This is a genomic window from Coralloluteibacterium stylophorae (assembly GCF_018122625.2).
In the GTDB taxonomy this organism is placed as follows: domain Bacteria; phylum Pseudomonadota; class Gammaproteobacteria; order Xanthomonadales; family Xanthomonadaceae; genus Coralloluteibacterium; species Coralloluteibacterium stylophorae.
In genome coordinates, this window is the sequence record NZ_JAGQFT020000001.1 from 318,607 (window position 1) to 345,300 (window position 26,694).

The following is a 26,694-nucleotide window of genomic DNA, read 5'->3' on the forward strand; positions in this document are numbered from 1 at the left end:
GCGCGATTTAGATGACGAATCCGGGCCTGCCGGGACATCTCCCGGATACCTGGCGGAGGCGGAATGGCCCGGTCCGGCAGCGCCGTCGCCGGCCCCTGCCGTCCACGGAGTCCACGCGATGCACGGTTCCCCCACATCACCCGCCGCACTCGTCCTCGGCGGCTCCCGCGGCATCGGTGCCGCCATCGCCACGCGCCTGGCGCGCGACGGCCTCGGCGTCGCGCTCACCTATGTGTCGAGACCCGACCAGGCGGAGGCGGTCGCCGCCGCCATCCGCGCCGGCGGTGGCCATGCCATGACGATCCGCGCCGACAGCGCCGACGCCGGCGCCATCGAGGGCGCCGTCGACGCGACGGTGGCGGGCATCGGCCCGTTGCAGGTCGCGGTGGTCAACGCCGGCATCTATCACGCCGCGCCACTGCAGGATGTCCGGCTGGAGACGCTCGACCGGATGCTGGCGGTCAACGTGCGCGGCGTGTTCGTGGCGGTGCAGGCCGCCTCGCGCCGGCTGCGCGACGGAGGCCGGATCATCACCATCGGCAGCAACGTGGCGGTGCGCGGCGGCGGCTCCGGCAGCAGCGTGTATGCGATGACCAAGGCCGCGGTCGCCACCCTCGTCCGCGAGCTGGCCCCGGAACTGGCCCCGCGCGGGATCACCATCAACAACATCCAGCCCGGCCCGGTCGAGACCGACATCACTGCCGGCAGGCTGGAGATGCTGGCCGCCCGCAGCCCGTTGCAGCGGGTCGGCCGGCCGGACGAGGTGGCCGCGCTGGCGGCCTACCTCGCCAGCGACGACGCCGCCTACATGACCGGCGTCAGCCTCACCCTCGACGGCGGCTTCTCGATCTAGCGCCGCAGCGCGGCCGGCCGCCTTGCCCTCCAGCCCGTCCTCGCGCCCGCGCACCCTTCCCTCATGCCACCCCGGCCGATTCCAGGAGACCGATCATGCGCACGCCCCCCGCCTCGAACCGCAGCGGCCCGCCCCACGCCCGGCGCTCCGCGCCCTGGCTGCTCGCCGCCCCCCTGCTCATCGCCTGCGCGGCCGCCGTCGCGCCCGCAACGGCCGCGCCGCATGGCCCGCTGATTGCGGACAGGCGGGTCGAGGCCGGCGACCTCAGCGTCGGCTATGCGGACCTCGGCCCGGCCGAGGGCCGGGTCGTGATCCTGCTGCAAAGCTGGCCGTACGACATCGACAGCTATGCGGAGGTCGCGCCCGCCCTGGCTGCGCGCGGCTACCGGGTGATCGTGCCCTACCTCCGCGGCCACGGCTCCACGCGCTTCCTCTCGCCGGACACGCCGCGCAACGGCGAGCAGGCGGCGCTGGCCACGGACCTGGTCGCGCTGATGGACGCCCTGGGGATCGAGCATGCCACCCTCGCCGGCTACGACTGGGGCGCACGTTCGGCGGACATCGTCGCGGCACTGTGGCCGGAGCGGGTCGATGCCCTGGTCTCGGTCAGCGGCTACCTGATCGGCAGCCAGGCGGCCGGACGCAGGCCGCTGCCGCCCGCGGCCGAGCTGCAGTGGTGGTACCAGTACTACTTCGCGACCGACCGCGGCCGCGACGGCTATGCGCGCTACACCCACGACTTCGCCCGCCAGATCTGGCAGCTCGCCTCGCCGCGGTGGGCCTTCGACGACGCCACCTTCGCGCGCAGCGCCGCGGCACTGGAGAACCCCGACCATGTCGCGGTCGTCGTCCACAACTACCGCTGGCGCCTCGGCCTCGCCGACGGCGAGGCGAAGTACGCGGCGCTGGAGGCGCGGCTGGCCCAGGCGCCGACGATCCACGTGCCGACGATCACCATCGAAGGCGACGCCAACGGCGCGCCGCACCCGCTGCCGGAGAGCTACGCCGGCAAGTTCACCGGCAGGTACGAGCACCGGCTGTTTTCCGGCGGCGTCGGACACAATCCGCCGCAGGAGGATCCCGCGGCATTCGTCGAGGCGGTCGTCGATGCCAGCCGGCTGGCCGGACCCACACGGGAGCACGGGCCATGAAGCCGATCCTTGCCGCCCTTTCGCTGGCGGCGTTGGTGCCCTGCCTGGTCGCCGGCGCCGCCGCCGTGCGCGCGGACGCCGGGCGCGGGCGCGCCGCGCCCGTCTATGGCGTCGAACTGCCCGAGGGCTACCGCCAGTGGCCGCTGGTCGCACCGGCGCAGGAAGCCGCGCCCCTGGACGAACTGCGCGTGGTGCTCGGCAACCCGGTCGCGCTCCGCGCCTATGGCGACGGCACCCGCCCGTTCCCCGACGGCACGGTGCTGGTGAAGCTGGCCTGGACGCATGTGCCATCGCCGGACTTCGAACCCGCCTCCGTCCCGGGTGCGGCGACCACCGTGCAGGTCATGGTCAAGGACTCCCGGCGCTATGGCGACACCGGCGGCTGGGGCTATGGCCGCTTCGTCGCCGGTCGTCCGGTCGACGAGGCGCAGCACCGCACTTGCCATGCCTGCCATGCGGCACGCGTCGCCGACCGCGACTACGTATTCACCCGGCTGGCGCCGTGACCCGGCGGCGCGCGCCCTCCCCGTGCGACCGGCACGCGCCACGCCCCGGGCCATCGCCCCTGGATGCGGCCGCCGTACGGGCGCCACGCGAGGCCGGCCTTCGCCCATCCCAGGATGCAACGACCATGATCCGAGCGATCGTCACCCTGCTGGCGGCCTGCCTCTGCGCAGCCGCCTGCTCGCCCGCCGCGCAGGCCGACCCCGCCGAACCGACACCTGCCTCGTCCGCGCCGGTCGCGCCGGAGTTCGTCGGGATCGAGCGGTGGATCAACAGCGCGCCGCTCACCCTGCGCGGGCTGCGCGGCAGGGTCGTGCTGGTCGAGTTCTGGACCTCCTCCTGCATCAACTGCATCCACGTCCTGCCGCACGTCGCCCGCTGGCACGAGACCTATGCCGGGCATGGCCTGGTCGTCGTCGGCGTGCACACGCCCGAGTACGACTCCGAGAGGAGCGCCAGCGCGCTGCAGGCGGCGGTCGAGCGCTTCGGCGTTGCCTACCCCGTCGCGCAGGACAACGACTACCGGACCTGGCACGCCTATGGCAACCGCTTCTGGCCGGCGCTCTACCTCATCGACCAGGACGGGCACATCGTCTACCGCCGTGTCGGCGAAGGCGGCTACGCGGAGACCGAGGCGAGGATCCGCCAGTTGTTGTCGGACGGACCGGCGCACCCCGCATCCCGGGAATGAACCCGCGCCAGGCCCGCCGGGAACCGGGGCTTCCGCCCACAGCGGGCCGGCCGTGTCCGCGCGATCCCGCAGCCGGGCGCGCGCGCGGACGGACAGGTCGGCTCAGGGGCCGCAGGTCCAGCGCCCGGCGATGGTGCGACGGGCGCCGTCGGCCCGGTCGTAGGTCAGCGTCGCCGGCCGCGGCGGGGATTCGCCGCCTCCGGTGGCCGGGCCGGTGGGCTCGATGCGGACGTTGCTGCCCTGCCCCTCGAACGAGCCGCCGTCGACCAGCGCGTCGAAGCCGCCGGGAGCGGCGATCGGCGCGATTTCGCCCCCGGGCTTGATCGCGCCGCGGGCCGCGGCGTCGGAGGCCGCGTCGCCCATCGCGATCAGGAGCACCGCGCCGTCCTCGTCGGCAAAGCTGCAGCCGAGTTCGCCGGGCAGCGCGGCCGCGCGGATGTCGTCGGCCTGCAGCGGGTCCAGGCGGATCCCGGAACCGTCGCCGCCGGTGGTCGCGCCCGCGGCAGGTTCGGGCTCCGCCGGTGCGTGTCGTGTCGCTGCGGCTCCGGGGCCCTCGCCTGCGGCCGATGCCGAGCCGCGGTCCGCTGTGTCCATGGACGCGGCGGCCGGCGCCACCGATTCCGGCTCCCTCGAACAGGCGGCCAGCCCGAGTGCCAGCGCGGCCGCCACCACCAGGCGCTGCATACGCCAGGGGTCGGAGCCCGTGCGGTGGATCGATGCGCCCATGTCGTCTCCTGGTGCCGTGTGCGCGGACGATGCTCCGGTGGCGCGCGTGCAGGCGATGCCGATGGCCGGGCCCGGCCTCAGACGCGCTCCACGAGCCGGCCGTCCTCGAGCACCAGGCGCCGGGTCGGGGCGAGGGCGTCGACGAAGGCCGGGTCGTGGCTGACCACCACCAGCGCGCCCCCGTAGGCGCGCAGCGCCGCCTCGAGCTCCGCCACGCTCGCCAGGTCGAGGTTGTTGCTCGGCTCGTCGAGCAGCAGCAGGCGCGGCGGCGGTTCGGCATGCAGCACGCAGGCCAGCACCGCGCGCAGGCGCTCGCCGCCCGAAAGCGCGGCGACCGGCAGATGCATGCGCTCGCCGCGGAAGCGCAGCCGCGCCAGCAGGTTGCTGCGCCCGGCCGCGGGCATCTGCGGCGCGGACAGGCCGAGGTTCGCGAGCACGCTCCGCGCCGGGTCGAGCACGTCCAGGTGCTGCGGGAGGAAGGCGATGCGGCCCGCACCGCGCCGGATCGTGCCGGCGTCCGGCGCGAGCTCGCCGGCGAGCAGGCGCAGCAGGGTGCTCTTGCCGGCGCCGTTGCGGCCACCGAGGGCGATGCGTTCCGGTCCGCGGATTGCCAGCGTCAGGCCCGGCGCCGCGTACAGCGCACGCCCGCCGCGCTGCACGCGCAGGCCCTCGCCGGCGAACAGCAGCTGCCCGGCAGGCACCCGCGTCTCCGGCAACGCGAAATCCAGGTCGGGCGTCTCGCGCAGGGTGCGCACCGCCGCGTCCAGGCGCGCGCGGACCTGGGCCACGCTCGCGCCGTGACGCTCGTCCGACTTCGCCACCGACACCTGCGCACTGCGGGCGCGGCCGCCGGCGACGATGCGCGGCAGGCCGGCGTCGGGCAGCCGGCGCCGGGCGACACCGGCCCGACGCTCCGCACGCTCGCGCGCCTCCTGCTTCTGGCGCTGCTCGCGGCGCAGCGCCTGCCGGAGCCCGCGGACGTCCTGCTCGGTGGCGGCCTGCTCCGCGCGGACGCTGCGCTGCCAGGCGTCGAAGTCGCCGCCGTGGATGCGCAGGGCACCGTCGTCGAGTTCGGCGATCTGCGTCATCCGCGCGAGCAGCGCGCGGTCGTGGCTGGCCACCAGCAGGCAGCCCTCCCACGCCTCGAGCACGCGGTACAGGCGCTGCCGCGCGTTCCGGTCGAGATCGTTGGAAGGCTCGTCGAGCACCAGCACCCCGGGCCTGCGCAGCAGCTGCGCGGCCAGTTCCAGTGCCATCGCCTCACCGCCGCTGAAGGTGGCCATGCGGCGGTGCAGGTCGACGTCGCCGAGGCCGAGGCGCGCGAGCGCGGACCGGCTGCGCTCGGCGATGTCCCAGTCCTCGCCCACCGCATTGAACAGCGCCTGCCGCGCATCGCCGGCGGCGATCGCCGCGAGCGCGGCCAGCGTCGGCGCGATGCCGAGCACCTCGGCCACGCTCGCCTGGCCGGCCAGGCGGCGATGCTGCGGCAGGTAGGCGAGCCGCCCGGCGACCTCGACCTGCCCCGCGAGCGGCGCCAGCTCGCCGGCGATCAGACGCAGCAGGGTGCTCTTGCCGGCGCCGTTGGGCGCGACCAAGCCGGTGCGCTGCGCGCCCAGGGCGAAGCTGAGGCCCTCGAAGACCGGCGTGCCGTCGGCCCAGGCGAAACGAAGATGCGACACGCGGATGCGCGGATCGGACATGCGAGGATGCTCCGTCGATGCCGCCGGACGCATGCCGGCGGCGAAGGCGCCGCGGCCGGTGCCGGCGCGCCATCGCGGCGCACGGCCTCTCCGGTCCGCGGCGGGTCTACGGAAGGAATCGCTCGATCACATGTCGGGGGAAAGGCTCCTGGTGCGTCCGCGCAGTCTAGGCCACGCGGCGCGTGGCGTCGCGGCACCGCCTCACGCCGCCGGATCGGGCGCCATCACCTTCTCCGGCGTCATCGGCGTGCTGCGTACGCGGCGACCGGTGGCGTGGTAGATCGCGTTGCACACTGCGGCGGCCACGCCGACGATGCCGATCTCGCCCACGCCCTTGGCGCCGAGGCGGCTGACGATGCGGTCGTCCTCGTCGACGAAGATCACGTCGATGTCGTGGATGTCAGCGTTCACCGAGACGTGGTACTCGGCGATGTTGTGGTTCATGAAGCGGCCGAAGCGGTGGTCGGCATGGGTCTCCTCGTGCAGCGCCTGGCCGATGCCCCACACCACCGCGCCGCTGACCTGGCTGCGTGCGGTCTGCGCGTTGATGATGCGGCCGGCGGCGACCGCGCTGACCACGCGCGTCACCCGCACCGTGCCGAAGGCCTCGTCCACGCGCACCTCGCAGAACACCGCCGAGTGCGTGGCGCGCACGAACTTCTTCTGCTTGAGGATCTTGGGCAGGAGCAGGTACTTCTCCTCGATGCAGGCCTCGCCGGCCTCCTCCAGCAGCGCGGTGAGGGCGATGGCGCTGGCGGCATCGCCACGGCGGCGGATGCTGCCGTCGACGAACTCGACGTCCTCGAAGTCGGCGCCCGCCAGTGGCGAGCCGTCGCGCCCGCGGGCGAGCTTGAACAGGCGCCGGCCGAGCTTCTCGCAGGCGCCCTCCACCGCCGAGCCGACCGTGGCCACGTGCGAGGAGCCGCCCTCGATGGGCGCGACCGGCAGGGTCGAGTCGCCGAGCTGGAAGGTGACCTTCTCCAGCGGCAGGCCGAGCGCGGTGGCGGCGATCATCGCCATCGTGGTGTAGGTGCCGGTGCCGATGTCGGTGGCGGCGCTGCTGACCACCAGGCGCCCGTCGGCATGCAGCACCGCGCTGGCGCGGGCGAACATCTGCATCGCGTCCCAGGTCCCGGTGGCCATGCCCCAGCCGACCAGTTCGCTGCCGTGGCGCATGGAGCGCGGTGCCGGCGGCCGCTTCGACCAGCCGAAGCGCTCGGCGCCCTGCGCGTAGCAGGCGCGCAGCTCCTTGCTCGAGAACGGCAGGTCCTTCATCGGATCGCGTTCGGCGTAGTTCTTCAGGCGCAGCTCGAGCGGGTCGATGCCGAGTTCATAGGACAGTTCGTCCATCGCCACTTCCAGCGCGTGCATGCCGTGGGCGGCGCCGGGCGCGCGCATGTCTAGCGGGCTGTACTGGTCGAGCGGCACCACGCGGTAGTCGAGCTTGACGTTGTCGCAGGCGTAGAGCTGGCCGGACCAGTTCACCACCACCTCGCAGTAGTCCTCGAACCGCGAGGTCTCGGCCACCGCCTCGTGGCGAATCGAGACGAGCGTGCCGTCGCGTTCGGCGGCCAGGCGCACGCGCTGCCAGGTCTCCGGGCGATGGCCGAAGGTGAACATCTGCTGCCGGGTCATCACCACGCGCACCGAGCGCTTCAGCATCAGGCTCGCCATCACCGCCAGCGGCAGCTGGTACTGCGGCCGCAGCCCGGAGCCGAAGGCGCCGCCGACGTAGGGATTGCGCACGGTGACCTTGTCCTTGGCCAGGCCGAACACGTGGGAGACGTACCAGCGGCTGTTCTGCGAACCCTGGGTCTTGTCGTAGATCGTGAGGTGCCCGTCGTCGCCGTGGATCACGGTCGAGGCGAACAGCTCCATCGGGTTGTGGTGCTCGACGCCGCTGTAGTACTCGGCGTCGATCCGCACGGGCGCGGCCTCGAAGGCGGCCGCGGCATCGCCCTTCTCGTCCGGCGGCGGCGAATAGCCGGCCTTGAGCCGCTTCGGCGGGTGCCCGCGGTCGAGGTTGGTCATCAGGTTGGTATCGTGCGCGGCTTCCTCGTAGCGCACGCCGACCAGCGACGCGGCATAGCGCGCGGCCTCGAAGGTCTCGGCCACCACCAGCGCCACCGGCTGCCCGTTGTACTGGATCTCGTCGTCGTACAGCGGCCGGAACGGCGAACCCCAGGGCGCGGTCATGTCCTTGTAGAAGGCGCCGAGCGAACGCATCTTCGGCCGATGCTCGTGGGTGATCACCTCGACCACGCCCGGCACCTCCAGCGCGGCGGCGAGGTCGAAGCCGGCGATGCGCCCGCGGGCGATCGTGCTGTTGACGACGACGCCGAACAGCATGCCGTCGACCGGATGCTCGGCGGCATAGCGCGCCCGGCCGGCGACCTTGTCGCGGCCGTCGATGCGCGGCACTGCGCTGCCGCGTTCGACCCGGCCGGTACCGGGATCGGCAACGGGCGCGTTCAGGCCGGAAACCAGTGCATTCATGTCGCGTCCTCCGTGCTGCCGGCGCGGTCGCCCGCGCTGTCGTTGCGGACCGTGCCGGCCGCCGCGGTCTCCAGCGCGCGCACCACCGCACGCTGCGCCATCGGGATCTTGAACTCGTTGCCGCCCTGCCCCTGCGCCCCCTCGAGCAGCGCATCGGCCACGCGCGCGAAGGCATCGCTCGACGGCGCCGCGCCGGCCAGCAGCGCCTCGGCGGCGGGCAGGCGCCACGGCTTGTGCGCGACGCCGCCGAGGGCGACGCGCGCTTCGCGGATGCGGCCGTCGTCGCCGAGGTCGAGCGCCGCCGCGACCGAGACCAGGGCGAAGGCGTAGGACGCGCGATCGCGCAGCTTGAGATAGGCCGAGTGCGCCGCAAACCGCGGCGCCGGCGGCAGCGCGATGTGGGTGATCAGTTCGTCGTGGGCGAGCGTGGTGTCCTGGTCGGGGCGGTCGCCGGGCAGGCGGTGGAATTCGGCGAAGTCGATCGTGCGCTCGCCGCGTTGCGAAACGACCCGCACGCGCGCATCCAGCGCCGCCAGCGCCACGCACATGTCGGAGGGATGGGTGGCGATGCAGTGCTCGCTCGCCCCGAGGATGGCGTGCAGCCGGGTCAGCCCGCCGATCGCCGAGCAGCCGGCCCCGGGGTTGCGCTTGTTGCAGGGCATGCCGGCGTCGTAGAAGTAGTAGCAGCGCGTGCGCTGCAGCAGGTTGCCGCCGTTGCTGGCCATGTTGCGGATCTGCGGCGAGGCCCCGGCGAGGATCGCGCTCGACAGCAGCGGATAGCGTTCGCGCACCAGCGGGTGGTAGGCGGTGTCGGCGTTGCGCCCGAGCGCCCCGAGCAGCAGGCCGCCGTCCTCGGCCTCTTCCACCGCGTCGAGCCCGAGGCCGTTGATGTCGACCAGCTTGCCCGGCCGCATCACGTTCTCCTTCATCAGGTCGACCAGGTTGGTGCCTCCGGCGATGAACTTCGGCAGCCCTCCCGCGGTGCTCGATCCTTCGGCGACGCCGATCTCGGCGACAGCGGCTCTCGCCTCGGTGCTGCGGACGTAGGTGATGGGGTTCATGCCGGCACCGTCCCGATCACCACATCGCGGTCGTCCTCGTCGCCCTGCCCCGGCAGGCCCATGACCTCGTTGACCGCGTCGACGATCTGCGGATAGGCGCCGCAGCGGCACAGGTTGCCGCTCATGAGTTCGCGGATGTCGTCGACGTTGCGGGCCTCGCCCTCGTTGATGAGCCCGGCGGCCGAGCAGATCTGTCCGGGGGTGCAGTAGCCGCACTGGAAGGCGTCGTGGCGGATGAAGGCCTGCTGCAGCGGATGCAGCGCATCGCCTTCGGCGAGGCCCTCGATGGTGGTGATCTCGCGCCCGTCCTGCATCACGGCCAGGGTCAGGCAGGCATTGATGCGGCGGCCGTCGACCAGGACCGTGCAGGCACCGCACTGGCCGTGGTCGCAGCCCTTCTTGGTGCCGGTGAGGTCGAGGCGGTCGCGCAGGAGGTCCAGCAGCGAGACCCAGGCCTCGAGCTCGAGCGCGTGGATCTTCCCGTTGATGCGCAGGGTGACGGGGTAGCGAGGCGGCGGCGTGGCGTGCGACGAGACGGGCTCGGCGCGCGGTGCGGTGGCGGCCATGGCGGGGTCCGGTTGGCGTGACGAACACCGACCTTGGCCGCGCGCGCGTCGCCTCCACGTCGACGCGGCACCGTGCCCGTGCCGCATCCGACGAGCGGGCGGCGCGCCGGCGCCGCCCGTCGCATCTCCCTGCGTCAGCCGATCAGCTTGTCCGGCGTGATCGGCAGGTCGCGGATGCGCTTGCCGGTGGCATGGAACACCGCGTTGGCGACCGCAGCCGGGATGCCGACCATGCCGAGCTCGCCCATGCCCTTGACGCCCAGCTCGTTGACGATGGTGTCGTTCTCCTCGACGAACATCGTCTCGATGTGCTGGATGTCGGCGTTGACCGGCACGTGGTAGTCGGCCAGCGTCGGGTTGAGCATGCGCCCGAAGCGGTGGTCGACCTCGGTGGCCTCGCTCAGCGCCATGCCGATGCCCATCACCACCGCGCCCATCTCCTGGCTGTGCGAGGTCAGCGGATTCATGATGCGACCGCAGGCGGTGGCCTCGATCACGCGGGTCACCGCGACCATGCCGCTGTCGGGGTCGACCTTGACCTCGATGAACTGCGCGCCGTGCGCGGCGGTGGCGTAGTTCTCGCGCTCGGCCGGCGGTGTCGAGGTATGGCGGGTCTCGATCTGCGGCATGCGGTGGCGGCGCAGCAGCCCGGCGATGTCGACGCCCTCGCCTCCGCCCTTCGGCCGGACGGCGCCCCCCGCGAACTCGACCGCCTCGACATCCAGGCCGCGCAACGGCGAGTCACGGTCGGTCTGGGCGAGTTCCAGCAGTTGCTTGCGCAGCGCCTTCGCCGCACCGTGCACGGCGCTGCCGACGCTCGCGGTGGTCCACGATCCACCCTGCGACGGCGCCCTGGGCAGGCGCGTGTCGCCGAGCTCGAAGCGCACCTTCGATGCGTCCATCCCGAGGCTGTCGGCGGCGATCAGGGTCATCGTGGTGTAGGTGCCGGGACCGATGTCGGAGGTCGCGCTGCCGACCACCGCGGTGCCGTCGTCCTTGAGCACGATGCTCGCCGTGGCCTCCTGCTGCATCGCGGCCCAGGTGCCGGTCGCCATGCCCCAGCCGACCAGCAGCCGGCCGTCGCGCATCGAGCGCGGCTCGGGGTTGCGGTCCTTCCAGCCGAACTTCTCCGCCGCCAGCGCGTAGCACTCGCGCAGCGCCTTGCTCGAGAACGGCTTGCCGGTCTCGGGGTCGGTCTCGGCGTAGTTCACCAGGCGCAGTTCGAGCGGGTCCATCTTCAGCGCGTAGGCCAGCTCGTCCATCGCCGACTCGATCGCGAACATCTGGCTGACCGTGCCCGGCGCGCGCATGGCCTGCGGCGTCGGCAGGTCGGTCTCGACGACCTGGAAGCTGTCGTTGACGTTCGGGCAGGCGTACATCGTCCGCGCGTTGCGGAAGAAGGTCTCGTTGTAGGCCTCGGTGGTCGAGGAGTTGATGACGTGGCGGTAGTCGATCGCCTGCAGGCGGCCGCGCTCGTCGGCGCCCAGCGCGATGTCGAAGCGGTAGAACGGGCGGTGCCCGTGGCCGGTGAACATCTGCCGCCGGGTGTAGACGATCTTGACCGGCCGCCCCACCGCCTTCGAGGCCATCCCGAGCAGGAAGGTGTAGTAGTTCGGGCGCAGCGACGAACCGAACGCGCCGCCGACGAACAGCGAGATGACGTTGACGTTCTCGACCGGGATGCCGAAGTAGGCGGCGAGCAGGCCGCGGTCCTGGTGGACGTTCTGGCTCTTGTTGATGACGGTGAGCCGGTTGCCCTGCCAGTAGCCGATGCCGCCGTGCGGCTCCATCGGGTTGTGGTGCTCGATCGGGTGCGTGTAGCGCGCCTCGATCCGCACGGGCGCGGCGGCCAGCGCCTCGGCCGGATTGCCGCGCGGTGGCGGCGACTCCTCCGGGCTCGGGTCGGCGGCCTGGTCGAGCAGCGCGAGTACGTCGGTGTGCGGCGTCTCCGCCGCGTACTCGACCCGGACCAGGCGCGCGGCATGGCGGGCCTGCTCGAAGGTCTCGGCGACGACCACCGCCACCGGCTGCATGTTGAAGCTGATGCGGTCGCCGGTGAGCGCGTGGAACGAGAGGTCGGGCTGCGCGTCCTCGCGTTCGGTGGCGGCGGGCTGGACCGCGTTGTGGTGGGTGAGGACCTTGATCACGCCGGGGGCGGCCTCGGCCGCGGCGGTGTCCATCGCCGTGATGCGGCCCCTGGCGATGGTGCTGGTGACGATGTAGCCGTAGGCGACGTCGGGCACCTGGAACTCCGCCGCGTAGCGGGCCCTGCCGGTGACCTTGGCGATGCCGTCGACACGGCGCATTTCCTTGCCGATGTAGTTCATGGCGTGGTCCTTGATCAGGCGGTGCCGGCCGCGCGGTGCAGCGCGCGGACGATGGCGTGGCGGCCGAGCTCGACCTTGTAGGCGTTGTGTTCCAGCGGGCGCGCGGCGGCCATCTCGGCCTGCGCCGCGGCGGCGAAGGCGGCCTCGCCCGGCGCCTGCCCGCGCAGCGCGCGCTCGGCGGCGCGTGCGCGCCAGGGCTTGTGCGCCACGCCGCCCATGGCCAGCCGCGCCTCGCGGATGCGCCCACCCGCGTCGAGGTCGAGCGCCGCAGCCACCGACACCAGGGCGAAGGCGTAGCTCGCGCGGTCGCGCACCTTGAGGTAGTGGTGGTGCCGGGCAAAGCCGGCCGCCGGCAGCGTGATCGCCTCGATCAGCTCGCCGTGGGCGAGCTGGTTGTCGATGTCGGCGCGCGCGGTCGGCAGGACGTGGAAGTCCTCGAAGGCGATGCTGCGCATGCCGCCCTGTGGCGTGCGCACGTGCACCGTCGCGTCCAGCGCCGCCAGCGCGATGCACATGTCGGACGGATGCACCGCGATGCAGTGCTCGCTGTGGCCGAATATCGCATGGGTGCGGTTGAGCCCCTCGAGCGCGCCGCAGCCGCTGCCAGGCTCGCGCTTGTTGCAGGGAAGCGCGGTGTCGTAGAAGTAGTTGCAGCGGGTGCGCTGCATCAGGTTGCCGCCGTTGGTGGCCATGTTGCGCAGCTGCATGGTGGCGCCGGCGAGGATGGCCTGGCTCAGCAGCGGGTAGCGGGTGCGCACCAGCTCGTGGTTGGCGGTGGCGGTGTTCTTCGCCAATGCGCCGAGGCGCAGCCCGCCGTCCTCGGTCTCGGCGATGTCGCGCAGCTCGAGGCGGGTCACGTCGACGATGGCGTCGGCGCTCATCACTCCTTCCTTGAGCAGGTCGATCAGGTTGGTGCCGCCGCCGAGGAAGCGGGCCCCGGGCTCGGCCGCGACGCGGCGGACCGCATCCTCGGCGCTGCCGGCGCGGGCATAGGTGAAGGGATTCATGCGGCACCTCCGGTCGCCGGCAGGTTCAGCGCCAGCAGCTCGTCCTGGCCGACGTAGCGCCAGGTCAGCGGACGCGGCGCGCCGCCGCTGTGCACGTCCTGGATCGCGGCGACGATCTTCGGATAGGCGCCGCAGCGGCAGATGTTGCCGCTCATGCGCTCGCGCACTTCCGCGTCGGTGAGTTCGGTGACCTTGCGGCTGACGTCGGCGGTGACGTGGCTGGCGTCGCCGCGCTCGATCTCCGACAGCAGCGCCACCGCCGAGCAGATCTGCCCCGGCGTGCAGTAGCCGCACTGGAAACCGTCGTGCTCGACGAAGGCGGCCTGCATCGGATGCAGGCGGTCGCCGTCGGCGAGACCTTCGATGGTGGTGACCGCCTCGCCGTCGACCTGCGCGGCGAGGGTCAGGCACGACAGCCTGCGCTCGCCGTCGACGATGACCGTGCACGCGCCGCACTGGCCGTGGTCGCAGCCCTTCTTGGTGCCGGTGAGCGCGAGGTGCTCGCGCAGGGCATCGAGGAGCGTCGTGCGCGGGTCGAGCTGGAGCGCATGGCTGGCGCCGTTGACGCGCAGCGTGACCGGCACCGCGTTGGCCGGCGCGGCGCCGGTGGGCGCGGCCGCCGCGGCGTCGCCCGCGAGCAGGGCGCCGGCGCCGGTGGCGCCGAGGCCGGCGGCCGACATCAGCGCGAGGAATTCACGGCGGCTGAGGCCGGTGACGCCGAGGCGGCGCGCGATGGCGGCCTCGTCGTCGGTCAGGGCGTCGTCGGCCCGGCCTGCGGCCACGGCTCCGGGCGCCCCGGAATCGAGGGCATCACGCATGGTGTCACTCCTTGCCTGGGTGACGATCCGACGCGATGGCCGGCGCCGGATCGACCTGGGTGGGACGCGGCGCCCCTGCGCCGCGGTCGGTCGCGACGATCGCGACCGGCGCCCGATGATGCGGCGCGTCAGGAGCGAAAGTGCGAACGCCGCGTGAAAATCAGCGTGCCGGATAGGTCGACATCGAGAACGGACGCGCCTCCGGCGCCCGGCCCCACTCCGTATTCGGCTCCGCCTGCATGCGGAAGCGGAGCGTGCCGCCGGCCATGATCTGCGCGTGGGTCAGCACGCTGCGCGCCAGCGGCTCGCCGTCGAGGGTGACCGCGCCGACGTAGGTATTGGCCTCGTCGAGGTTCTCGGTCTCGATGGCGAAGCGCCGCCCGTTGGGCAGGTTCAGCACCGCACGCTCCACGAACGGCCGCCCGATCACGTACTCGTTGCTGCCCGGCGCGACCGGGTAGAAGCCCAGGGCGGTGAACACAAGCCACGCCGACATCTGGCCGAGGTCGTCGTTGCCGACCAGGCCCTCGGGCCCCGGGTGGTACTGGCTCTGGACGATCTGCTTCAGCCGCTCCTGCGTGCGCCACGGCTGGCCGGCGTACACGTACAGATAAGCCATGTGGTGGCTCGGCTCGTTGCCGTGCGCGTAGTTGCCGATCAGGCCGGAGATGTCCTCGACGTGGGCGAAGCTCTCCGGATCGACCTCGGCGTCGAAGATCGCATCGAGCCGGTCGACGAGCTTCCGGTCGCCGCCCATGAGCCCGATCAGGCCGGCGACGTCCTGCGGCATGTAGTAGGAGTACTGCCAGGCGTTGCCCTCGGTGTAGTCGGAGCCGTAGCCCGCCTTGTCCGGGTCGAAGGGCTCGCGGAAGCTGCCGTCGCTGTTCTTCGCCCGGGCGAAGCCGGTGGCGGTGTCGAAGACGTTGCGGTAGTTCTGCGCGCGCTGCTCGTAGCGCGCGGCGATCGCGTCCTCGCCCAGCCTGCGGGCGACGCGGCTGATGGTCCAGTCGTCGAAGGCGTATTCCAGCGTCTTGGACGCGGCCTCGGGTTCGCGGTCGATCGCGACCCAGCCGAGCTTCATGTAGTCGCCCAGCCCACCGTAGGGGGCGTATTCGGCGCTGGCGGTCATCGCCTCGAGCGCGCGCCCGGCGTCGATGCCGTCGATGCCCTTCATGATCGCGTCGGCGACCACCGGCACCGCGTGATAGCCGATCATGCACCAGGTCTCCAGACCGTGGAACGACCACACCGGCAGGATTCCGTAGGGGCTGTGCTCGCGCGCGGCGATCAGCGAGTTGACGAAGTCGGCGTTCTGCTCCTCGGGCTGGACCAGGGTCAGCAGCGGATGCAGGGCGCGATACGTGTCCCACAGCGAGAAGGTGGAATGGAATTCGAAGCCGTCGGCGCGATGCACCGCGTTGTCGGGCCCGCGGTAGCGGCCGTCGGCGTCCATCGCCAGGCTCGGCGCCTGCATCGTGTGGTAGAGCGCGGTGTAGAGGTTGGTCTTCATCGCCTCCGAAGCGTCGATCTCCACCGCGCCGAGCGCCTCGCTCCAGGCCGTGCGGGCGGCGGCACGGGTGGCGTCGAAGTCCCAGCCGGGCATGTCCGCGTCGAGGTTGCCGACGGCGCCGTCCTCGCTGACGGTCGAGATCGCGACCTTGACCAGCAGCGGCTCGTCGCCGCGGTCGGCGAAGTCGAACACCGCAGCCAGGTCGCGCCCCTCGATCTGCGCGCGCGCCGCCGGATCGCGCGCGGCCGGCGTGGCGAAGCCCTTGTACTCGGGCGTCTCGCGGTTCTCGAGCCGGTGCGCGGACGGCGGCGCCGAGAAGCGCATCGCGAAGTACAGCTGCCGGCCCGGCGCCCAGCCGCGCGTCTCGCGCATGCCGGTGACGGTGCCGTCCGGACGGATGCGCACCCGCGACCACAGCACCTTGCCCTCGTAGTCGTAGATGCTGTGACGGAGGTCGAGCAGCACGTGCGCGGGGCGTCCTGCGGGGAAGGTGTAGCGGTGCAGGCCGACGCGGCGGTTGGCGGTGAGTTCGGCGCGCACGCCGTAGTCGTCCAGGGTGACCGCGTAGTAGCCGGGCTCGGCGGTCTCGGTGTCGTGGCGGAAGCCGCTGCGATAGCCTTCGCCGACCTTGCGGCCCTCGTCGTCGACCTCGCCGGGGCGCAGGTGCACGTCGCCGGCGATCGGCATCAGCATCACGTCGCCGAGGTCGGAATGTCCGCTGCCGGAGAAGTGGGTGTGGGAGAAGCCTGCGATGCTGCGGTCGTCATGGCGGTAGCCCGCGGCCCAGTCGTAGCTTTCCTTGAAGTGCCGCGTGCGCGTGTCCGGGCTGAGCTGGATCATGCCGAACGGCACGGTCGCCCCGGGAAAGGTGTGGCCGTCGCCGCTGGTGCCTATCATCGGGTCGGCGTGACCGTAGGCGTCGCTCGACGACGCCGCGGGCGCGGCCTGGCCGACGCCCATGACCAGCGCGGCGGCGAGCGGGATGGCGGACAGGCACTGCGACGGCTTGGGCACGATCGGCTCCCTCGATTTGGCTCGATTCAGATGACGCTAGCACACAGGCCTTGCCTGTCGCTGCTGCGTTGCAGGATTGCCGGATGCTGAAGTTCCGTTCAGGATGCGGCCCAATTTGGATCGATCCAACGCCGTGACTCCTCCCTCTCCGCCGCAGCGCCGCCGCGTCACCGTCGCCGACATCGCCTCCGCGGCGGGCGTGTCCCGGGCCACGGTTTCGCTGGTCCTCGGCGGCAGCCCCCTGGTCGGTGCGGCGACGCGCGCGCGCGTCGAGGCGGAGATCCGGCGCCAGGGCTATGTCTACAACCGCGGCGCGGCCAACCTGCGCCGCAAGGCGTCGACCAGCGTCGCGCTGGTCATCAACGATCTCTCCAATCCCTTCTTCGCCGAGTTCGCCGCGGGCGTGGACGAGGCGCTGGCCGACGTCGGCCACGTCATGCTGCTGGCCAGCACCGGCGAATCGGTGGAGCGCCAGCGGGCGGTGCTCGCCTCGCTGGTCGAGCACGGCCCCGCCGGGGTCATCCTCTCCCCCGCCGAGGGCAGCCGCGCGCAGGACGTGCGCGCGGTGGTCGGGCTGCACACGCCGGTGCTGGTGTTCAACCGCGAGGTCGAGGGCGGCGACTGGGACTTCCTCGGCACCGACAACGCCGAGGGCGCGCGCCAGGCGACCGCGCACCTGCTCGCGCAGGGCCATCGCCGGATCGCGTTCTTCGGCGGGCATGCCGGATCGAGTTCCTGCCGGCAGCGCCGCAGCGGCTACCTGCAGGCGCTGCGCGAGGCCGGAATCGAGCCCGAGCCGCGCTGGCTGGTCGAATGCACGGCCACCCGACTGCAGGCGGCGGCGAGCACCGGCGCGCTGTTCGTGCGCGATCCCGCGCCGACCGCGGCGGTGGCCTACAACGACGCGGTCGCGCTCGGCCTGATGCTGGGACTGGCCGCGCGCGGGATCCTGCCCGGCCACGATTTCGCGGTGACCGGCTTCGACGACATCCCCGAGGCCGCTGCCAGCGTGCCCACCCTGAGTACGGTCGCAACCGAACCGCGGGCGCGCGGGCGCCAGGCCGCGACGCTGCTGCTCGAGCGGGTACGCGCGCCGGAGACTCCGCCCCGGACGCTCATCGCGCCCGTGCAGCTCGTCGCACGCGCGAGTTCCGCCTTCACGGCGCCCGACGCCACCACCAACCGGACCACCCTCCGATGACCGAGCCCCGCTCCACCCACGGCACCGCGCTCGCGGTCGCCACCACCGTGTTCTTCATGTGGGGGCTGCTGACCAGCCTCAACGACGTGCTGATCCCGCACTTCCAGACCGTGTTCGCCCTGAACTACACGATCTCCCTGCTGGTGCAGTCGGCGTTCTTCGGCGCCTACTTCGTGATGTCGGTGCCGGCCGGGCGGCTGGTCGGGCGGGTCGGCTACCAGCGCGGCATGGCCATCGGCCTGGTCGTGTCGGGCCTGGGTGCGCTGCTGTTCTGGCCCGCGGCCGCGGCGCCGTCCTACCCGCTGTTCCTGTGCGCGCTGTTCGTCCTGGCCTCGGGCATCACCACGCTGCAGGTCGCCGCCAATCCCTACGTGGGCCTGCTCGGGCCGGAGCGGCTGGCCTCGAGCCGACTCAACCTGGCGCAGGCGATGAACTCGCTGGGAGCGACGCTCGGGCCCAAGCTCGGCGGCGTCCTGATCTTCTCGGCAGCGGCGCTCGGCGCGGCCGAGCTGGCCCAGCTGCCGCCGGCCGAGGCGCTCGCCTACCAGCACGAGCAGGCGCGTGCGCTGCAGATGCCCTACCTGGTCCTCGCCCTGGTGCTGTTCGGGCTCGCGGTGTTCCTGTTCCGGATCCGCCTCGCCGGCACCTCCGACACCGGCGCCGCCGCGGCCCAGCGCCGCCCTCGGCTCGGCGTCCTGCTGCAGCACCGCGGCCTGCTGCTGGCCGTGCTCGGCATCTTCATCTACGTCGGCACCGAGGTCGCCATCGGCAGCCTGCTGATCAACTACCTCGCGCTTCCCGAGGTCGCGGGCCTGAGTCACGCCGACGGCGCGACCTACGTCACCTACTACTGGGGAACGGCGATGGTGGGCCGCTTCGTCGGCTTCGCCCTGCTGCGCACCCTGGATGCCGGCCGCGTGCTGGGGGCGGCCGGACTCGCCGCCGCCGCCCTGGTGCTGCTGTCGGTGGTCGCCGGCGGCGAGATCGCGCTGTGGGCGATCGTGGCGGTCGGCCTGTTCAACTCGGTGATGTTCCCGACCATCTTCTCGCTGGGCATCCGCGGCATGGGCGCGGCGACCAGTTCCGCGTCGAGCCTGCTGGTGATGGCCATCGTCGGCGGCGCGCTGTTCCCGCTGGCGCAGGGCGCGATCGCCGACACCGTGGGCCTGCGCTGGTCGTTCCTGCTGCCGGCCTGCGGCTACCTCTACATCGTGTTCTACGGGTTCATCGGCAGCCGCGGCCACGCGCGCGTCGACGACGCGCAGGCATGAGCGCCGTCGTCTGCTTCGGCGAGGCCCTGATCGACTTCCTCGCCGCGCCCGAGTCCGCCCCGGATGCGCCGCGCGCCTACCTGCGCAATGCCGGCGGCGCGCCCGCGAACGTGGCCGTGGCGCTGGCCCGGCTGGGGGTGGCCTCGCGCTTCGTCGGCATGCTCGGCGCGGACCTGTTCGGCGACTTCCTCGCCGCGGAACTCGCCGCCGCCGGCGTCGACACCCGCGGCGTCCGCCGCACCGCAGAGGCGAAGACGGCGCTGGCCTTCGTCGACCTCGATGCCGAGGGCGAGCGCAGCTTCAGCTTCTACCGCCCGCCCGCGGCCGACCTGCTGTTCGAGCCGGCGCAGTTCGACGCCGCCGATTTCGCCGGCTGCGCGGTGTTCCACGTGTGCTCCAACAGCCTCACCGCGCAGCCGGCGCGCGGCGCCACGGTCGCCGGCATGCGCCGCGCCCGCGAGGCCGGCGCACTGGTGAGCATGGACCTCAACCTGCGCACCAACCTCTGGGAGGCCGGCGCCGACCTCCACGCCGAGGTGTGGCCGGCGTTGGCGGAAGCCGCGCTGGTGAAGCTCTCGCGCAGCGAGATGGACTGGCTCGCCGAGTGCGAAGGCTCCGATGCAGCCGTACTCGAACGCCTCCTGCAGCACCGTGCGCGCCTGGTCGTGGTCACCGACGGCGGCAGTGGCCCGGTGACCTGGCATGCCGCCGGCAGCCATGGCGCCTACCCGGTCGTGCCGGTGCGCGCGGTGGACACCACCGGCGCCGGCGACGCGTTCGTCGCCGGCCTGCTCGCACAGCTCCTGGCGCGCGGCGCCGGCGCGGACGATCTCGTCGCGCTCGCCGCCGACGCCGCGGCGATGACCTCGCTCCTGCGCTTCGCATCGGCCTGCGGCGCGCGCGCCACCCAGAGCCACGGCGCCTTCGCCGCCATGCCCACCCACGCCGACGTCCTCGCCTTCCTGGAACAGAACCCGTGAGCCGACCCGCCCTGCCCGCCTCGCCCGTTCCCGACTTCCGCGATCCCGGCGTCCTGCGCCAGCACATCGCCGACACGATGGGCTTCTACCGGCCCAACGTGATCGATCCCGACGGCGGCTACCGCCAGTACTTCCGCGACGACGGCAGCGTCTACGACGCCTCGCACCGGCACCTGGTCAGCAGCACCCGCTTCGTCTTCAACTTCGCGATGGCCGCGCGCGAGTTCGGCTCTCCCGAGGATCTCGACCTCGCCCGCCACGGCCTGCGCTACCTGCGCGTGGTCCACCGCAATCCCGCCACCGGCGGCTACGCCTGGACGATCCGCGACGGCGTGCCGGAGGACCGCACCAACATGGCCTACGGCACCGGCTTCGTGCTGCTGGCCTACGCCAGCGCGCTCAAGGCCGGCATCGACGACGCGCGACCGTGGATCGACGAGACCTGGGACCTGCTCGAGTCGCGCTTCTTCGAACCCGGGCACGGGCTCTACCGCGACGAGGCGAGCGCCGACTGGACCTTCTCCGGCTACCGCGGCCAGAACGCCAACATGCACCTGTGCGAGGCGATGCTGGCTGCCTTCGAGGCGACCGCAGAGCGCCGCTACCTCGACCGCGCCCTGCTGCTGGCCGACGGCATGACCCGCCGCCAGGCGGCGAGGGCCGGCGGCCTGGTATGGGAGCACTACGACCGCGACTGGAACGTCGACTGGGACTACAACCGCGACGACCCGAAGCACCTGTTCAAGCCCTGGGGCTTCCAGCCCGGGCACCAGACCGAGTGGGCCAAGCTGCTGCTGATCCTCGACCGCCACGTCGAGGCCGACTGGCTGCTGCCGACCGCGCGGCACCTGTTCGACACCGCGCTCGCCCGCGCCTGGGACGCCGGGCACGGCGGCATCGCCTACGGCTTCGATCCAGAAGGCCGGGTCTGCGACGACGACAAGTACTTCTGGGTGCAGGCCGAGAGCCTGGCCGCGGCGATGCTGCTGCACGCGCGCACCGGCGAGCAGGCCTATGCCGACTGGTACGACCGGCTCTGGGCCTACGCCTGGACGCATTTCGTCGACCACGAGCACGGCGCCTGGTACCGCATCCTCGACCGCCGCAACCGCAGGTACTCCGACGAGAAGAGCCCGGCCGGCAAGACCGACTACCACACCATGGGCGCCTGCCACGAAGTGCTCAACGTGCTGCGCGGCGACGACGGCATGCGCGCTCCCAGCGTCGCGGAGGCGGAACGATGATCCGGCACAGGCTCGCCCTCGCCCTGCTCCTCGTCGCCCCGGCCGCCCCAGGCGCCGAGGCCTTCCGCACCTCCTTCGAGCCCGGGGAAGCCGTGCCCGCCGGCGACGGTGCCGGTCCCGCGCTCGTGGTCGGCGGCGGGCCTGCGGATCCCTACGCGGCCAGGGCCGGCGTCGGCTACAGCGGCCTGCATGCCCTGCGCTACCGGGGCACCGGCACGCGACGGCTGTTCGAAACCGACCTGCGGATCGATGCCGATACCACGCTGTCGTGGCTGGTGCTGCCGGAGATCGTCGACGGCGATACCGTCGCCTCCACCTACGTCTCGCTCGATGCGGTGCTCGACGACGGCCGCCGCATCTCCGACCTGCCGGTCCGCGACCAGCACGGCGTGGCCCCCGGCGCCGCGGCGCAGGGCGACTCGAAGACCCTGTATCCGCAGCAGTGGGCGCGCAAGGCCGTGCGCCTGGGCGACGTGCCGGCGCTGCGCGGGCGCCGGGTGGTCGCGCTCGAACTGCAGGTCGCGCCGCCGGAGGGAAGCGAGGCGCGCGGCTGGATCGACGACATCGCGCTCGGGGCGGTGCCGCGGCGCGCGGTCGAACGGCCGTCGGAGTGGGTCTCGACCACGCGCGGCACCCAGTCCAACGGCCGCTTCTCGCGCGGGAACAACTTCCCGGCGACGGCCGTACCGAACGGCTTCAACTTCTGGACCCCGGTCACCGACGCGGGGACGCTCAACTGGCTCTACCGCTGGAGCGAGCAGAACGGCGCCGACAACCGCCCGCGCCTGCAGGCGCTGGCCCTGAGCCACCAGACCAGCCCGTGGATGGCCGACCGCCAGACCTTCCAGGTGATGCCCTCGGCGACGCCGGGCGCGCCCGAGGCCGACCGCGAGGCGCGCGCGCTGGCCTTCTCCCATGACGCCGAACTGGCCCGGCCCCATCACTACCGGGTGGCCTTCGATGCCGGCATCACCGCCGAGATCGCACCCACCGACCATGCCGCCGTGTTCCGCTTCGCCTTCCCGGAAGGAGGCGACGCGAACCTGCTGTTCGACAACGTCGACGGTCGCGCCGGGCTGACGCTCGATCCCGCCGCGCAGACCCTGAGCGGCTGGACCGACGTGCGCAGCGGGCTGTCGACCGGCGCCACGCGCATGTTCGTGGTCGCCCGTTTCGACCGGCCCTGGCGCGACAGCGGCCGGATCGACGGCACCGGGCGGCCGACCGGCTGGGTGAAGTTCGACGCCGGGCGCGGGCGCGCGGTGGAGATGCGCATCGCCACCTCGCTGATCTCGGTCGAGCAGGCCTGGCACAACCTCGCGCTGGAGATCGGCGAGGACGAGTCGTTCGCCGATGTCGCCGCGCGGGCGCAGGCGGCCTGGGACGCGCGGCTGGGCGTGATCGAGGTCGAGGGCGCGAGCGACGACCAGCTCGCCACGCTCTACTCCAACCTCTACCGCCTGTTCCTGTACCCGAACTCCGGCCACGAGAACGCGGGCACCGCCGAGGCGCCCGACTGGCGCTACGCCAGCCAGAACTCGTGGTCCGACGACAACGCCGAAGGCAACGCCACGCGTACCTTCGCGCCGGTGCGCGACGGCCGGGTGGCGGTCAACAACGGCTTCTGGGACACCTTCCGCACGACCTGGCCGGCCTATGCCCTGTTCGCGCCCACGCTCGCCGGCGAGCTGGTGCAGGGCTTCGTCGAGCAGTACCGCGCCGGCGGCTGGATCGCGCGCTGGTCGTCGCCGGGCTACGCCGACCTGATGGTCGGCACCAGCTCCGACGTCGCATTCGCCGATGCCTTCGCCAAGGGCGTGGGCGGCTTCGATCCCGAGGAGGCCTATGCGGCGGCGCTGAAGAACGCCACCGTGGTCGCGCCCGACCGCCACGTCGGCCGCAAGGGCATGGCCCGCTCGACCTTCCGCGGCTATGCCGACACCTCGGTGCACGAGGGCATGTCGTGGACGCTGGAAGGCGCCCTCAACGACTTCGGCATCGCCGGCATGGCCGAGCGGCTGGCGGCGGACGCCACCGATCCGCAGCGTCGCCGCCGCTATGCGGACGAGGCCGCCTACTTCCGCGCCCGCGCCGCCGGCTACGCCAGGCTCTTCGACCCCGCGGTCGGCTTCTTCCAGGGCCGCGACGCCGACGGCGGATGGCGGCTGTCGCCGGCGGACTACGACCCGCGCGTCTGGGGCCACGACTACACCGAGGCCAACGGCTGGACCTTCGCCTTCACCGCCCCGCACGACGGCGCCGGCCTCGCCGCCCTGTACGGTGGGCGCGCGGGGCTCGCCGCCAGGCTCGACGCCTTCTTCGCCACGCCGGAGACCGCCGACGAGCGCCTGGTCGGCAGCTACGGCGGCGTCATCCACGAGATGACCGAGGCGCGCGACGTACGCATGGGCATGTACGCGCACAGCAACCAGCCCTCGCACCACATCCCGTGGATGTACCTCCACGCGGGCCAGCCGTGGAAGACCCAGGCGATCACGCGCGGGATCCTCGGCCGCCTCTACCTCGGCAGCGAGATCGGCCAGGGTTACGCCGGCGACGAGGACAACGGCGAGATGTCGGCCTGGTACCTGTTCGCCGCACTCGGCCTGTACCCGCTGCGGATGGGCGCCCCGGAGTACGCGAGCGGCTCGCCGCCGTTCGAACGCGCGGTGGTGCACCTGCCGAACGGGCGCGAGCTGGTGGTCAACGCGCCCGGCAACGACCGCGACAATGTCTACGTGCAGTCGCTGCAGGTGGATGGGCAGGCCTGGACCCGGCCGTGGATCCCGCACGAGATCGTCGCCGCGGGCGCGACGCTGGACTTCGTGCTCGGGCCGGAGCCGTCCGCCTGGGGCAGCGCGCCTGAGGACATGCCGCCGTCGCTCACCGCGGCCGGCGGCATGCCGATGCCGCTGCGCGACCTCGCCGGGGGCGGCGACGCGCGGGTCGTGCACCGCGACGGCGAGGACGCGTCCACGCTGCTGGACGACGACGCCCGCACCATCGTCGACGCGAGCGGCCGCGAGCCGGTCGTCGCCCTGCGCCTGGACCGCGCCGCGGCGCCGCGCTTCTACACGCTGACCTCGGGCGAGCGGCCGCTGCACGGGTTGGGCTGGGTCCTCGAAGGCCGCGACGCCAGCGGCGCCTGGACCGTACTCGACCGCCGCGATGGCGAGGACTTCCGCTGGCCGCTGCAGACCCGGCCGTTCCGCATCGACGCGCCGGCGTCGATGCGCGAGTTCCGGATCCGTTTCGACGGGCCCGCGCGGCTGCAGCTCGCCGAGATCGAGCTTCTCGACACCGCACCCGCCGCGCCGCCCGCCCACTGAAGGACCGCCATGCTCCGCTCCACCCTGTCCGCCGCCGCCCTCGCCCTCGCCCTCGCCGCCAGCGGCGGCGCGCACGCCTTCGAGGCCACCGTCGAACGCGACGGCACCACGCTCACCTTCGTCGACGCGGGCGACGCCCTGCCCCGCGCCACCGACGAGGCGATCATCGAGACCTTCTTCGCCGCCTACGCGCGCCAGCGCGCCGACTTCAACCCGGGCGCGGCCAGTGCGGTGACGATCACCGTCGATCCGGCCTACGACGGCATCGCCTACGTCGACGGCGCGGTCATGACCATCAACCCGGGCTGGCTCGAGAGGCATCCGGGCGACACCGATCTCGTCACCCACGAGGCCATGCACATCGTGCAGGCCTACGGCGACGGCGACGCGCCCGGCTGGCTCACCGAGGGCATCGCCGACTGGGCGCGCGACGCCTACGGCCGCGACAACGCCGCCGCGGGCTGGGCGCTGCCGGAGACGGTGACGCCCGAGCATCGCCACGACAGCGGCTATCGCGTCACCGCGGCCTTCCTGAAGTGGGCGGAACAGCGCCATGCGGGGCTGGTGAAGGGCCTGGACGCGGCGCTGCGCGAGGGCCGCTACGACGACGCCACCTGGTCCGCGCTCGCCGGCGAGGACGTCGCGACGCTGTGGAACCGCTACGCCGCCGAGCGCAGCGCCAACCGCATCATCTCCGACTGAATCGGCCGCGTCGCCGCGATGACACTCCGCGGCGCGCGTGGAACCATAGCGGGATGACCGCACCCAGCTTCCTCTGGTACGACCTCGAGACCTTCGGCCGCGATCCGCGGCGCACGCGCATCGCCCAGTTCGCGGCGATCCGCACGAATGCGGACCTGGAGCAGGCCGAGGCGCCGGTCTCGCTGTTCTGCCGTCCTGCCGACGACCTGCTGCCCTCGCCCGGCGCGGCGATGATCACCGGCCTCAGTCCGCAACGGGCGCAGCGCGACGGGCTGCCGGAAGCGGAGTTCGTCGCGCGCATCCACGAGGAGATGAGCCGTCCGGGCACCTGCAGCCTCGGCTACAACTCGCTGCGCTTCGACGACGAGTTCGTGCGGCACGCGCTCTACCGCAACTTCTTCGACCCCTACGAGCGCGAGTGGCGCGGCGGCAACTCGCGCTGGGACCTGCTCGACTTCATGCGCCTGGCGCACGCGCTGCGGCCCGAGGGCCTGGAGTGGCCGCGGCGCGAGGATGGCAGCCCCAGCTTCCGCCTCGAGGAGCTGGCCGCGGCCAACGGCATCGGCCACAGCCGCGCCCACGAGGCGCTGTCGGACGTCGAGGCGCTGATCGGCCTGGCGCGGAGGCTGCGCGCCGCGCAGCCGCGACTGTGGGACTACGGGCTGACGCTGCGCAGCAAGAAGCACTGCGGCGGCCTCGTCGACGTGGTCCATGGCGAGCCGCTGCTGCACGTGTCCGGGCGCTATCCCGCCAGCCGCCTGTGCGCGGCGCTGGTGCTGCCGATCGCGCGGCATCCGGCCATCGACAGCCGCGTCATCGTCGCCGACCTCGACCAGCCCCCCGACGCCCTGTTGGAGCTCGACGCCGGGGACATCGCCGACCGGCTGTACACGCCGCGCGCCGACCTGCCCGAGGGCGAGGCGCGGATCGGGCTCAAGGAAGTGCACCTCAACCGCTGCCCGGCGCTGGTGCCGATCCGCCACCTGCGCGAGGCCGACTACGCGCGGCTCGGCATCGACCCGGGGGTGGCCCTGGCGCGCGCGGCGCGGCTGCGCGCCGACGCCGACCTTCCCGAGAAGCTGCGGCGGGTGTTCGCGCGGCCGCCGCGGGGCGGCGGTGGCGACGTCGACGGCGCGCTCTACGACGGCTTCATCCCGGACGCCGATCGCGCCCGCTTCGCGCGCGTGCGGTCAGCGCCACCGGAGGCGCTGACCGCGGACGCATTCCCCTTCGCCGATCCGCGCTTCGGCGAGCTCCTGTTCCGCTACCGCGCGCGCAACTGGCCGGAGTCGCTGGATGCCGCCGGCCGCGAGCGCTGGGACGCGTTCCGGCGCGGGCGGCTGGCGCCCGGCAGCGAGTGCAGCGAGTACGACTTCGCCTCCTACTTCGCCGAGATCGCCGCGATCCGCAGCGCCCATCCCGACGGCGCCACGCAGGTGCTGATGGACGCCTACGCCGAATGGGGCCGGCGCCTGCAGGGCGACCTCGCCCCATCCGCTCCCGCCTCGCCCCCGTAGGTGCCCTGTTCCGCCTCCTTCTGCCG

General features: G+C 72.8%; 20 protein-coding genes. 11 read left to right on the forward strand and 9 right to left on the reverse strand.

Features of this window, described 5'->3' with window-relative positions:
* Positions 1-118: 118 nt before the first annotated feature.
* The 4 genes from KB893_RS01345 (at position 119) to KB893_RS01360 (ending at position 3,199) form a co-directional block, all read left to right on the forward strand.
* Positions 119-853: an SDR family NAD(P)-dependent oxidoreductase gene (locus KB893_RS01345; protein ID WP_211925843.1), complete on the forward strand. Its 735-nt coding sequence runs from the start codon at positions 119-121 to the stop codon at positions 851-853.
* 95 nt (positions 854-948) lie between these two features.
* Entirely contained in the window at positions 949-2,004 is a 1,056-nt protein-coding gene (locus tag KB893_RS01350) for an alpha/beta fold hydrolase (RefSeq protein WP_211925844.1), read from the forward strand.
* Positions 2,001-2,510, forward strand: coding sequence for a cytochrome P460 family protein (locus tag KB893_RS01355; protein WP_211925845.1), 510 nt, complete (start codon positions 2,001-2,003; stop codon positions 2,508-2,510). Before KB893_RS01350 ends, KB893_RS01355 begins: the two co-directional genes overlap by 4 nt.
* A gap of 125 nt (positions 2,511-2,635) precedes the next feature.
* Positions 2,636-3,199, forward strand: coding sequence for a redoxin domain-containing protein (locus tag KB893_RS01360; RefSeq protein ID WP_211925846.1), 564 nt, complete (start codon positions 2,636-2,638; stop codon positions 3,197-3,199).
* Between the two features lie 102 nt (positions 3,200-3,301).
* Here KB893_RS01360 and KB893_RS01365 read toward each other — a convergent pair whose 3' ends face one another.
* The 9 genes from KB893_RS01365 to KB893_RS01405 form a co-directional block, all read right to left on the reverse strand.
* Positions 3,302-3,925, reverse strand: coding sequence for a hypothetical protein (locus tag KB893_RS01365; protein WP_211925847.1), 624 nt, complete (start codon positions 3,923-3,925; stop codon positions 3,302-3,304).
* 77 nt (positions 3,926-4,002) lie between these two features.
* On the reverse strand, positions 4,003-5,625 hold the full coding sequence (locus tag KB893_RS01370) for an ABC-F family ATP-binding cassette domain-containing protein (protein ID WP_211925848.1): 1,623 nt from the start codon (positions 5,623-5,625) through the stop codon (positions 4,003-4,005).
* Between the two features lie 201 nt (positions 5,626-5,826).
* The gene (locus KB893_RS01375; RefSeq protein ID WP_213173334.1) at positions 5,827-8,121 is read right to left on the reverse strand and encodes a xanthine dehydrogenase family protein molybdopterin-binding subunit; all 2,295 of its coding nucleotides are present in this window, start codon (positions 8,119-8,121) and stop codon (positions 5,827-5,829) included.
* Positions 8,118-9,182 carry an FAD binding domain-containing protein gene (locus KB893_RS01380; protein WP_213173335.1) on the reverse strand — a complete coding sequence of 355 codons (1,065 nt, stop codon included), beginning with the start codon at positions 9,180-9,182 and terminating at the stop codon, positions 8,118-8,120. Before KB893_RS01380 ends, KB893_RS01375 begins: the two co-directional genes overlap by 4 nt.
* Positions 9,179-9,748: a (2Fe-2S)-binding protein gene (locus KB893_RS01385; protein ID WP_213173336.1), complete on the reverse strand. Its 570-nt coding sequence runs from the start codon at positions 9,746-9,748 to the stop codon at positions 9,179-9,181. The genes KB893_RS01380 and KB893_RS01385 overlap by 4 nt, the downstream gene beginning before the upstream one ends.
* 134 nt (positions 9,749-9,882) lie before the next feature.
* Entirely contained in the window at positions 9,883-12,075 is a 2,193-nt protein-coding gene (locus tag KB893_RS01390) for a xanthine dehydrogenase family protein molybdopterin-binding subunit (protein ID WP_213173337.1), read from the reverse strand.
* Between the two features lie 14 nt (positions 12,076-12,089).
* Complete coding sequence (locus KB893_RS01395) at positions 12,090-13,082, reverse strand: FAD binding domain-containing protein (protein WP_211927871.1); 993 nt, start codon at positions 13,080-13,082, stop codon at positions 12,090-12,092.
* Positions 13,079-13,762 carry a 2Fe-2S iron-sulfur cluster-binding protein gene (locus KB893_RS01400; RefSeq protein WP_246505218.1) on the reverse strand — a complete coding sequence of 228 codons (684 nt, stop codon included), beginning with the start codon at positions 13,760-13,762 and terminating at the stop codon, positions 13,079-13,081. The genes KB893_RS01395 and KB893_RS01400 overlap by 4 nt, the downstream gene beginning before the upstream one ends.
* A 298-nt stretch (positions 13,763-14,060) precedes the next feature.
* A complete protein-coding gene (locus KB893_RS01405) occupies positions 14,061-16,370 on the reverse strand; it encodes a GH92 family glycosyl hydrolase (protein WP_211927873.1) in 2,310 nt (769 codons plus the stop codon).
* 157 nt (positions 16,371-16,527) lie between these two features.
* Here KB893_RS01405 and KB893_RS01410 point away from each other — a divergent pair, with 157 nt between their 5' ends.
* The 7 genes from KB893_RS01410 (at position 16,528) to sbcB (ending at position 26,668) form a co-directional block, all read left to right on the forward strand.
* Positions 16,528-17,625: a LacI family DNA-binding transcriptional regulator gene (locus tag KB893_RS01410; protein ID WP_213173338.1), complete on the forward strand. Its 1,098-nt coding sequence runs from the start codon at positions 16,528-16,530 to the stop codon at positions 17,623-17,625.
* Positions 17,622-18,896 carry a sugar MFS transporter gene (locus KB893_RS01415; protein WP_211925536.1) on the forward strand — a complete coding sequence of 425 codons (1,275 nt, stop codon included), beginning with the start codon at positions 17,622-17,624 and terminating at the stop codon, positions 18,894-18,896. The genes KB893_RS01410 and KB893_RS01415 overlap by 4 nt, the downstream gene beginning before the upstream one ends.
* Positions 18,893-19,876 carry a carbohydrate kinase family protein gene (locus KB893_RS01420; RefSeq protein ID WP_211925537.1) on the forward strand — a complete coding sequence of 328 codons (984 nt, stop codon included), beginning with the start codon at positions 18,893-18,895 and terminating at the stop codon, positions 19,874-19,876. The genes KB893_RS01415 and KB893_RS01420 overlap by 4 nt, the downstream gene beginning before the upstream one ends.
* 77 nt (positions 19,877-19,953) lie before the next feature.
* Positions 19,954-21,120 carry an AGE family epimerase/isomerase gene (locus KB893_RS01425; protein ID WP_246505222.1) on the forward strand — a complete coding sequence of 389 codons (1,167 nt, stop codon included), beginning with the start codon at positions 19,954-19,956 and terminating at the stop codon, positions 21,118-21,120.
* Complete coding sequence (locus KB893_RS01430) at positions 21,117-24,449, forward strand: GH92 family glycosyl hydrolase (RefSeq protein WP_211925539.1); 3,333 nt, start codon at positions 21,117-21,119, stop codon at positions 24,447-24,449. The genes KB893_RS01425 and KB893_RS01430 overlap by 4 nt, the downstream gene beginning before the upstream one ends.
* A gap of 9 nt (positions 24,450-24,458) precedes the next feature.
* Positions 24,459-25,151 carry a basic secretory protein-like protein gene (locus tag KB893_RS01435; protein ID WP_211925540.1) on the forward strand — a complete coding sequence of 231 codons (693 nt, stop codon included), beginning with the start codon at positions 24,459-24,461 and terminating at the stop codon, positions 25,149-25,151.
* A 53-nt stretch (positions 25,152-25,204) separates the two neighbouring features.
* On the forward strand, positions 25,205-26,668 hold the full coding sequence (sbcB, locus tag KB893_RS01440) for an exodeoxyribonuclease I (protein WP_211925541.1): 1,464 nt from the start codon (positions 25,205-25,207) through the stop codon (positions 26,666-26,668).
* Positions 26,669-26,694: the final 26 nt, after the last annotated feature.